Consider the following 9,647-nt stretch of genomic DNA (forward strand, 5'->3'; position numbering starts at 1 on the left):
AAAGGAGAGCATTCGCTCTCCTTTGTGTTATTCATCTGAAGCTTTCTCTTCCCGAACCATAGCCAAAGCTTTTTCTAGGTTTTCATTGGCAACTTTGTAATAAGTCGGTCTCGAATCAATCGCCTGCTGGAGATATGGAATCGCTTGTTCTGGTTTTCCCTGAAGGGTAAGGAAATAACCCACATTATTTAACGCTTCTGGTTTCGTCATATGCTGAGAAAACACGTTCAGAGCACGATTAATCTCACCTTTAGCTAGATAGATTAACGCTAAATTATTCAAAGCCTTATCATTATTAGGCTCTTTATCCAATGCCTGTATAATGAAACGCTGAGCTTTGCGATAATCCCCAGCCATATAGAAAGAGTATCCAACATTGGTCAAGGTTTTCACCGAGTCAGGATCAATACTGAGTGCCTGCTTATAGAAGGCTTGAGCCAATTCGTGGTTCTTGTCCAAGTCAGCGATGACCCCCAATCCCATTAAGGCATATTCAGGCGAGTAACTATCAACCTGAAGCTTATTAACGGCTTCTACCGTACTTAGGTCAGTGTTGCTCAAGGTCTTATTGTTGTTAAACCTCACCTGATCCGCATTGACTGCTCGCATAAAGTAGCTGGTACCCTGCTGAATATCTCCATTGCGACTGTAGAGGATACCAAGCTGTTCAAGAACTTGGATATTGTTGGGATTCTCCTCAATCGCAATCAGATAGGCTTTTTCAGCCAGCGCTAAGTTCCCTCTAGATTGGTGTATTCGACCGATGTTGAACAGTGAACGATCTCTATACTGACCATTTTCAAACGAAAGAGAGCGAATGTATTCATACAAGGCTAAATCGGTGTTTCCGACACTCAGCGCTTTGTCACCCCTTGCGATGGCCTCTTTCTCTGTCGTCGGTGGTTCTTCTGACGAAAGTGAGTCGATGGGTTTACCATCATAGAGAGAAGTGTCTAAGCTCGACTCTTTAGAGGCACATGCAGAAAGTAATATCGCAGATAGCGCGAATACAACCAGTTGAAGTCCTTTCATAGTCCGTCCTTATTTTCCCATAGATGCAGTGAAGAGCAGCATTGACGGACCAATTGCAACGATAAAGAAGCAAGGCCAAATAAAGATCAACAGAGGAAAAATCATTTTCGTTGGAATCTTAGCTGCAACCTCTTCGATTTCTTGATTACGCTTGTCTCGATAGTCTTCAGTATACTCACGTAATGTTTGTGACAAGCTACCGCCTATTCTTGATGCATGAGCCAACATAGTCACCAGACCAGCGATCTCTTTCAGCCCCGTCCGATGAATCAAGTCATTAAACGCATCCGACAATTCGACCCCTGCTTTTACTTTGACACATACGGTATCCAGTTCATCAGCAAATTCAGGGTGCGATATGGTCAGTTCATCCGCGACTCTACGAAGAGCAGCGTTAAACCCTAACCCAGACTCAGTACACACAACCAATAAATCTAAGGCGTCTGGAATCCCACTGCGAATCTTTGATTGCCGCTTATCAACCATATATCCGAGCACAATATTCGGTCCATACATGCCGACACCAACGCTAACAATCATGGCCAGGTTACGCATTGACATATCTGGAGCAAAGAAGAAGAACCCCGCCGCCATCAGTAGCCCTACCACTAACGACAACGCTTTAATTGCATAAAACACAGTGAGCGCACTCGCATCAAGATAGCCCGCATGCATCAGCTTTTCACGAATGCTTTCGGTCTCTTTTGAGTTGGAAGGTTTCATGGCTGGTGCAAGCGACTCTAAAGTGTTCTCTAAGCGTTTTGTCCGCTGCTTTTCGACACCACTGGTACTTTTTAGTTGGCTAAGTTTGGCTTTTAACGGCGATTTAGAGCCGACGAGTAATAGCGACAGAGTGAAAATAATCAACACGGTTGCCAGTAGGATCAAGCCTAAAATAACAGTCTGTTCATCAAGGTTAAAGGACGAAATAAAGGTCAGTACAGAGTCCATATCACACCTCGAAGTTAATGATTTTTCTGATCCACAGTGAACCAAAAAATAGGCTAACGACACCCCCACTCACAAGTTTCATTCCCCTTGGGTCGGTATAGAGCGGCTCGACATAGCCAGGGTTAATCACACTGAGGAAAATGAACAGAACAAAAGGTGAAAGAACCAATATCCACGCCGACAGGCGGCTTTCTGCTGACAAGGTTTTGATTTTTCTTTGCAGTTTAAAACGTGCCCGCAGCACTCTTGATACTTTCTCAAGGTTTTCCGATAGATTACCGCCAGTTTCTTTTTGCAACAAAACCGCACTGGAAAACGCGAGCATGGAAACCGTTGGTGTACGCTCCGCCATCTGCATGATCGCCATCCGCATGTCATAGCCGTAATTGAGTAAGTTAAACGTGTTTTTGAATTCAACTCCGATTGGTGCCGGCATTTCCAACCCCACCTCATTAAAGGCCTGAGTGACCGGCTGACCCGCTTGTAACATACGACGCATGATGTCTAGGGCTTCAGGTAACTGTTCTTCAAAGGCCGCCAAGCGATCTGAAATCTTCTTACCTAACCAAAAATATAGACACATCCAAACCGCAATAATCGCTGCGATCCCAACATAAAGAGGTTGACCAATAAACAGCGCGATAAAAAAACAACAAACCGACGAGATAGAAGTAATGAGTAGGGTTTGAGTTAAACTCCAGTCATATCCAGACAGCTCAATCATTTTCTTGAGCGACGACAGTGCCTCAATTTTTACTAAACGACGATCCCAAGGGGTCAGGCTTTTTAAGTAATGTTCATGAAGCAGTGAACGTGCCTCTTCATCTAATTTAGACTGGGACTCCTTTAATCGATCTGATAACTCTTTATGCTTTGCTTTACTCCCTGCCGCAGGCAGAATCAGCGCCTGCGAAATGAACACCACAGCGAAGAAAAGTAAGACAAAAAAGAGTGTCGCATCCTGCTGCATAATGCCCCCTTCTATGAGTGTGACTCATTAAAAATTTCGAAAGGAAGATGAAGGCCTTTTTTAGAGAGCTGGTCATGACATTGCGGTACGACTCCCGTCGCCGTAAAGTGTCCTAAGACGTTCCCTTCTTCATCCATTCCTCTACGTTGGAACTTAAAAATCTCCGACATGGTAATAATTTCGCCCTCCATGCCGTTGATCTCACAAATGCTGACCATACGTCGCTTACCGTCTTCCTGACGTTCCATTTGAACAACCAAATGTATGGCCGACGCAATTTGAGAGCGTAGGTTTTTGGCAGTCATATTCCAGCCCGCCATCGCGAACATATTCTCTACCCGAGAGAGAGCATCGCGCGGCGTATTGGCATGTATTGTCGCTAACGAACCATCATGACCAGTGTTCATTGCCGCTAACATATCAACCGCCTCAGCACCACGCACCTCCCCCAGCACAATTCTGTCGGGACGCATACGCAATGAGTTTTTTACCAAGTCTCGCTGGGTGATCTCCCCTTTGCCTTCAAGATTAGCTGGACGTGTTTCTAGTCGTACGACATGAGGTTGTTGCAGTTGAAGTTCTGCCGAGTCTTCAATCGTCACAATACGATCATCAGAAGGAATAAAGTTCGAGAAGATATTAAGTGTGGTGGTTTTTCCTGAACCGGTACCACCTGAGATGAGTACATTCATCGCCCCACGCACCGCTGCTTCAACAAACTTAGCCATTTCGGGAGACAGAGAGTTATAGTTGAGCAGGTTATCCATGTTCAACTTCTCTACCGCAAAGCGGCGAATCGACACCGATGAACCATCAAGCGCAAGTGGGGGAATAATGGCGTTTACACGTGATCCGTCAGTCAGACGAGCATCCACCATAGGTGATGCTTCATCAATACGTCGACCAACCTGACTCACGACTCTATCAATAATGTTGCGAAGATGTCGCTCGTCAAGAAAGGTGTAAGGGGTTAATTCCAACTTACCACGTCGTTCAACAAAGACGTGCTTAGGTCCGTTCACCAAAATATCCGACACAGTCGGGTCTTTGAGCAGTGGCTCAAGAGGACCTAAACCAAAAACCTCATCTTCGATTTGTTGTATTACCCGTTTACGCCCTTCCGCACTCAATGCGTGCGTTTGGTCTTCCGCCATTAGCTGCACAACGGCGTCGTGAAGCTCAGACTTAGCACGTTCCTTTTCCAAGCTCGCCAACAAGCCTAAGTCGAGAGTTTCAAGCAACATTTGGTGATAATAATGTTTAACCGAAAGCTCTAGCTCGAGTTGTTTCTTCTCTTCTTCAACAGCATGACCTTTCGCTTGAGCCTCGCGACGTTTTCTTTCTTGAAAAGATTCAGAAGCCTTTTCTTCTACCACTTGACTTGTTTGTGGCTCGGTAGTCACAGCCTCTTGTAGTTGATTCGCTTGCTGGATTTGACGATCCTCAGCTTCAACCACTTTCTTTTGTAGCTCCGGGTTTATGTTTTTCCTTTTAAAGAACATAGTAGCCCCTTGTTATTATCAAGCTTTGTTAGGAGAACATTTTCTTAAACCAACCTTTCTCACTCTCCTGCTCCGGAACTAAAGAGTGTGCTAATCGTTGAACTGACTTGGAAATTGCGCTGCCTTTTTTGGACTGAATAAAAGGTCGGCCTAAGTTGGCGCTTTCAAGCGCAACTTTAAATTCATTAGGTATGGTGTGAATTTTCATGCCGCCTATGGTTTCTTGAATATCTTTTAATTTGATCGACTGTCGCTTCTCATAACGATTGACGATAATTTCCATTTGATCTCTAGAGACACCAAACTCGAACGTCAGCACTTTGATAATCTGCGTCGTATTTTTAATCGCGACTAAGTTTTGTTGAGTCACCAAGAACAGTTTCGTCGCTGGTGAGATAACTGAGCCAAACATCCGATCAAGCCCGCGAGATAAATCAATCACAATGTAAGGGTATCTTTCACGTAAGATAGGGATTAACTTATTGAGTTGAGGCGCTTTTTCGAAATTCTCATGGCTATTTTCACGTTTAAAACCGATCGTGTGCAGACCAGATTCATGCTTAGTGACTAACCCACCAAGAGAGACTTCATCTAAATCAGAAAGATTCGCGATGGCATCTGTGAGACCGTAAGTACAAGAGACGTTCAGATAATCTTCTATCACGCCAAACTGAGTATCTAGATCAACAAATAGAACATTATCTGGGTTCTGTTTCGCAATCGTAATGGCGGTATTGAGCGCCAACATTGATGCACCCGCACCACCTTTAGTGTTCATAAATACAAGCAGCTCACCAAGGTTTCGGCTTGCCACTTTTTCTTCAGCAACATTCCTAAGTAGCGGAATCAGATCCCCCAAGGTCGCCTTATCGGAGATAAAATCTGCGGCTCCAATACGTAAAGCGATTTTTAGTGCGCCATTATCATTCTCATTGCCGAAAACAATCAATGACGCTTCATGGCCACTGGCATGCTCTGGCCCTTCATACTGTTGAAGCTCAACAATTTTTTGTGCCCAATTCGGCCCCGTCTCAACAAAAATAAGATCAGGTGGAGAGAAGTGTGCAAGATTCCCCACCACCAGACCATGGAACGAAATCATTTCAAAGCTGACACTGGGGCACTTTGACAACTCATGACTGATATGAAGGTGAAAGGCGTCAGATAAATAGAATACCCAAACAGTTAAGTTTGTTTTCAGTCTTATGGGTTGGTCACCATTAGTCGTTAGCGTCACTGCTTCTCCCATATAGTTCTCCTAGCAGTCCGTGCTATTTTCTTCATTAAAGGGGGTCTCTCTGTGATGACCTAGGTTTTCCCTTGGTCGAGTCGTTTCAAACTCCGGAACAGACAGGCCACCAGTCAAGTTGATGAAACTGAGCAAGCCAGTAAATTGATATTCAAAATCAACGACTTTAGCCCTCACATATTCAATTGTAGGAAAGATTGCATCATCTGTCAGAGTTCCTTGAATAACATTCCCCGAAGCATCGAGATACTCAATAGTCAGATTGCTAGCAGAAAAACCATACGGCGCTCCGCTGACTACCGCTAAGGCGGGAATATTGGCTTTATCCTCAACTTTACAAACAACCGCCAAACGCGCGGCGATTCGTGTCATGTCATTAACCATCTGCAATGAGTAGATGTAACGCCCTACCTCAATCACAGAAAAAATCACCAATAGCAACGCGGTTGAGACCAAGGTAAATTCTATGATCGATAGACCTTTTTGCTTTTTCATGGTGCTGTCCTCATCATTGCCGAAGCATTTAAAGGCACAGCAAAATTGAGCGTCGAGCTAAACTCAGTAATAACAGGAACATAAGTATGATTAATCGTGACTGTGACATAACCATTCTCATGCAATACAGTGACGTCTGACGTGTCTATGCCACTCATCAAAGATGCTGCTCCTTCCCCCACAACGGTTTTTCCGTAAACGACCATGTTTTTAATTTCATCGACATCGGCGATCTGGTCATAGCTTGATGTACCAGTCACACCAGCGGTTGCATAACGAATTCCGCTCTGAGCCATTTTGGTTAAGTTGGTGTATTGAACAAACGCATTACCAAACTCAGCAATCGACATTAAAATCATCATTAATACTGGCAGAACAATCAGCATTTCCACTGCTGCCAGCCCTTTTGTTCGGGAGTGATTCCTATAGCGTTTGTTCATGATTCATCCCCTCCCGGATCCTTATACAAGACAATGGTATAAGGACCTTCATTACTAGAATCTTGACCCGGGTTTCCACCCGACGCAGTACAGTCAGAAATAAACTCCCCAAATACGGCTTCTTTACCGCTATTGGAGGTCGGTGCTTTTTGCAGCATAAAGAAGCACCCTAATGCAGTAACGGTAAAGCTGCTTGTCCCGCCGCTGGCTCCCGTACAGTCCACAATTGGAACGACCAAAATACGTCGATCATGCTGTCCGCCGGAGTCCATTTTGCAGTCAGGATCGCCTGAGCAATCCGGCAACGCATCGTTATAATCTTCGTATCCCCACGGCTCACCTTCAACACTCTCATCGTTGTAAACGATGTTGCCATCGTTATCTAAAGTCGCTTTAGTGTCCGGTTCCTTTACATAGATGTCTGAAGGAAAATCACTGGCAGATAGCCCACCACCGCTATAAGCACCAAAACGCGTATTTAGCCCCTGACCTACCGGACCTATCGTATTACCGGGTTTGGTTATAACGGTATCACCTACCCCGACACTTCCTTCATAACCACCAGCGAGAGCTTTTCTCACTGTGTCTGCTCCAGAACCAAAATCAAGCAGTTGATAATTACCCGATCCCATATCACTTTGATTCTGATCGGCAATTTTAAGCGCGTAGAGTTCTCCTGTATCGTAGCCAGTCGAACCTCCTGTGCCTGAATCACCTTCACATACCGCCATAGGCACAACATTGACCACATCAATACCTGGGCTCGGTCCAGCTACCGCGCTCGATACCAACTGTTTATCGACGCCAAATAGGTAAGCAAAGAAATTATCAAGCGAGTAAGCACTTACAGTGACACGTACATAAGTATCCAAGTTCGCGTTATAGCCACTCGACTGAGGAAATATGGTGGGATCGTTTGAATACTCTACCGTGACGGTCGCATTGGAGAAGTCCATTTCGGAGTTGCCAGTAGCCGCAGCGACGTTATTCAATGTTGAATTAGCCGCTGTGGTCGCTTGGGCATTCGTCCCTTCGCTATCCATGACAATGGCGGCAGCTAACGCAGCAGCATCGACACTGTTTTGCAATCTCGCTTTATTTAGCACAGCATGGCTTACATCAATAGACAGGGCAGCGACGCCTACCAAAGCAAGCATCGCTACCGTCACCATGACCAAAACCAAGCCCTTTTGTCGCGAATATTTACCTACTCGCTCTCTTGGCAACCTCATTGCGTCCATCCTTAGGGTCTAATTAGCAAACCCCTGCAAAACTTGACTATCAGTGCCTTCTAAGTCTGAGCTCTGTTTGCCTGTATAGACTTGATAGGCACTTTCCATTCGTTCACCACTACCCGAAGGAATGACTCCCAAGTTTTCTTGAGATGCATTTTGATTGTATGTTTGTTGTGTTTTTACCTTGGCCACATGGTGCCCTAAACGCGGTTTATTCGCGCAGCCGAGAAGCAGAGCAGAACAACAAACAACAATCGCTATAGTTATTACGTTTTTCATATCGCTCTCCTACAAACTATGTCCAAATGTGCCTTCAGTGCCGCCTTTACTTCGGTCAACATACTCTTGTTCATCGGCAGGTTGTGCTTTGGGTGTTTTCTTGACAGGCGCGATATACGAACCACGACCGAGTAAGTAGTACTTAAAATCATTGGGTTCGACAAAAGAGTCAGTCGGCAGAGTGACCTTGTTTCGGTCAATTGGCTGTGCGAGCCTTGGCGTCACTAAAATAACCAGCTCAGTTTCACCTGAAACATACTCTTGGCTATTAAACATTTGCCCCAAGATCGGAATATCGCCCAAACCGGGCATCTTGCTCGCCACATCACGTACATTTTCACTCAGTAGCCCAGCGATACCAATCGTCTGTCCATCCGCTAGCTCAAGAGTAGACGAAGCACTGCGACGCGTAATGGGAGGGATAACGTAGGTACTATTGGTATCACCTGGAGACAAGGTTAGCGAAGAACTGTTGGCAATTTCACTCACATCCACTGCTAAGTTGAGATTGATTTTTTTGTCGCTTAATACGGTTGGGATGAACTTCAGACCCACACCATATTCTTTGTACTCGATCGTTATACCTTTATCGTCTGGCACTGGGATTGGGAATTCCCCCCCAGCTAGAAACTCCGCTTTTGAGCCACTCAACGCAGTCAAATTGGGCTCAGCCAAGACCTTCGCAGTGCCGTTTTGTCGGGCGACATCGAGGGCGAAACTAAATAAGGTATTGCCATCAATAAAGGAGCCTAAAATCCCGTAATCACCAGATGTCGGTATCTCAAAAATTGGCGTTGCACCCGCGATACCAGCTGCGGTAGATGCCCCGCCCCATTTAAACTTAGAGCCGCTGGATTGGAAGAAGGCAAAGTTAGCATCAAACTTACGCACTAAGCTGCGCTGAACTTCTGCAACGGTGACTTCAAGCATAACTTGCTGCGCACCACCAATCGTCATCAGATTTATCACGCCAGTTTTATCAACTTGCTTACTCAGAGACTTATTTTCCTTGTCTGCTTCTCGTCCGGCGGAGTAGGTTTCTGCCACTCTCAAAGCAATATTCATTGCCGCTTGATTGCTTATCTGTCCACTCAAAATTAATCGGTTTTGGGCACTGTGCACTTCAATGGTTTCATTGGGTAAAAACTCAAAGAGTTTGGCCTTGAGGCTGTTTAAATCATGAGTGACTTCAATATTGATGGATTCAATCAGTTGTCCACGGCTATCCCAAGCCATCAGGTTGGTCGAGCCAAGCTTCTTACCAATCAAAAACAGCTCATCGGATTTAAGCATCACGATATCAAGCACATCCGGATCACCCAATGAAACACGCTTTGCTTTGCCAGCTAACGTTACGTGTGTGGATTTATGGTGGGGAACTTTGACCACTTTCCCTGATTGTGAAGCCGCATGGGTAACACCACTGCACAGCAGCAAGATAAAAAACAGTGTTATTATTTTATTCATAGCTCACCTCAGTCCCTGACACGGATA

Annotated in this window: 10 protein-coding genes; all 10 read right to left on the reverse strand. The window is 45.2% G+C overall.

Annotated features, from left to right (window positions below; translation table 11 throughout):
- Positions 1-27: 27 nt before the first annotated feature.
- The 10 genes from ACQEXP_RS11600 to ACQEXP_RS11645 are packed head-to-tail and all read right to left on the reverse strand — an operon-like array spanning position 28 to position 9,620.
- Positions 28-1,032, reverse strand: a complete 1,005-nt coding sequence (locus tag ACQEXP_RS11600) for a tetratricopeptide repeat protein (protein ID WP_426969979.1) — start codon at positions 1,030-1,032, stop codon at positions 28-30.
- Positions 1,033-1,041: 9 nt separating this feature from the next.
- A complete protein-coding gene (locus tag ACQEXP_RS11605; protein ID WP_426969981.1) occupies positions 1,042-1,983 on the reverse strand; it encodes a type II secretion system F family protein in 942 nt (313 codons plus the stop codon).
- Position 1,984: 1 nt separating this feature from the next.
- Positions 1,985-2,953, reverse strand: a complete 969-nt coding sequence (locus tag ACQEXP_RS11610) for a type II secretion system F family protein (RefSeq protein WP_426969983.1) — start codon at positions 2,951-2,953, stop codon at positions 1,985-1,987.
- 11 nt (positions 2,954-2,964) lie between these two features.
- Entirely contained in the window at positions 2,965-4,455 is a 1,491-nt protein-coding gene (locus tag ACQEXP_RS11615) for a CpaF family protein (RefSeq protein ID WP_426969985.1), read from the reverse strand.
- A 28-nt stretch (positions 4,456-4,483) separates the two neighbouring features.
- A complete protein-coding gene (locus ACQEXP_RS11620) occupies positions 4,484-5,704 on the reverse strand; it encodes an AAA family ATPase (RefSeq protein ID WP_426969987.1) in 1,221 nt (406 codons plus the stop codon).
- Positions 5,705-5,713: 9 nt separating this feature from the next.
- Positions 5,714-6,199: a TadE/TadG family type IV pilus assembly protein gene (locus ACQEXP_RS11625; protein ID WP_269377715.1), complete on the reverse strand. Its 486-nt coding sequence runs from the start codon at positions 6,197-6,199 to the stop codon at positions 5,714-5,716.
- Positions 6,196-6,639, reverse strand: a complete 444-nt coding sequence (locus tag ACQEXP_RS11630; RefSeq protein ID WP_269377716.1) for a TadE/TadG family type IV pilus assembly protein — start codon at positions 6,637-6,639, stop codon at positions 6,196-6,198. The genes ACQEXP_RS11625 and ACQEXP_RS11630 overlap by 4 nt, the downstream gene beginning before the upstream one ends.
- Complete coding sequence (locus ACQEXP_RS11635) at positions 6,636-7,871, reverse strand: pilus assembly protein TadG-related protein (RefSeq protein ID WP_426969989.1); 1,236 nt, start codon at positions 7,869-7,871, stop codon at positions 6,636-6,638. Before ACQEXP_RS11635 ends, ACQEXP_RS11630 begins: the two co-directional genes overlap by 4 nt.
- Before the next feature lie 18 nt (positions 7,872-7,889).
- Positions 7,890-8,153 carry a hypothetical protein gene (locus tag ACQEXP_RS11640; protein WP_269377719.1) on the reverse strand — a complete coding sequence of 88 codons (264 nt, stop codon included), beginning with the start codon at positions 8,151-8,153 and terminating at the stop codon, positions 7,890-7,892.
- 9 nt (positions 8,154-8,162) lie between these two features.
- Positions 8,163-9,620: a type II and III secretion system protein family protein gene (locus tag ACQEXP_RS11645; protein WP_269377721.1), complete on the reverse strand. Its 1,458-nt coding sequence runs from the start codon at positions 9,618-9,620 to the stop codon at positions 8,163-8,165.
- Positions 9,621-9,647: the final 27 nt, after the last annotated feature.

Origin of the sequence: Vibrio sp. TRT 1302 (genome assembly GCF_050113875.1) — a bacterium.
GTDB lineage: Bacteria > Pseudomonadota > Gammaproteobacteria > Enterobacterales > Vibrionaceae > Vibrio.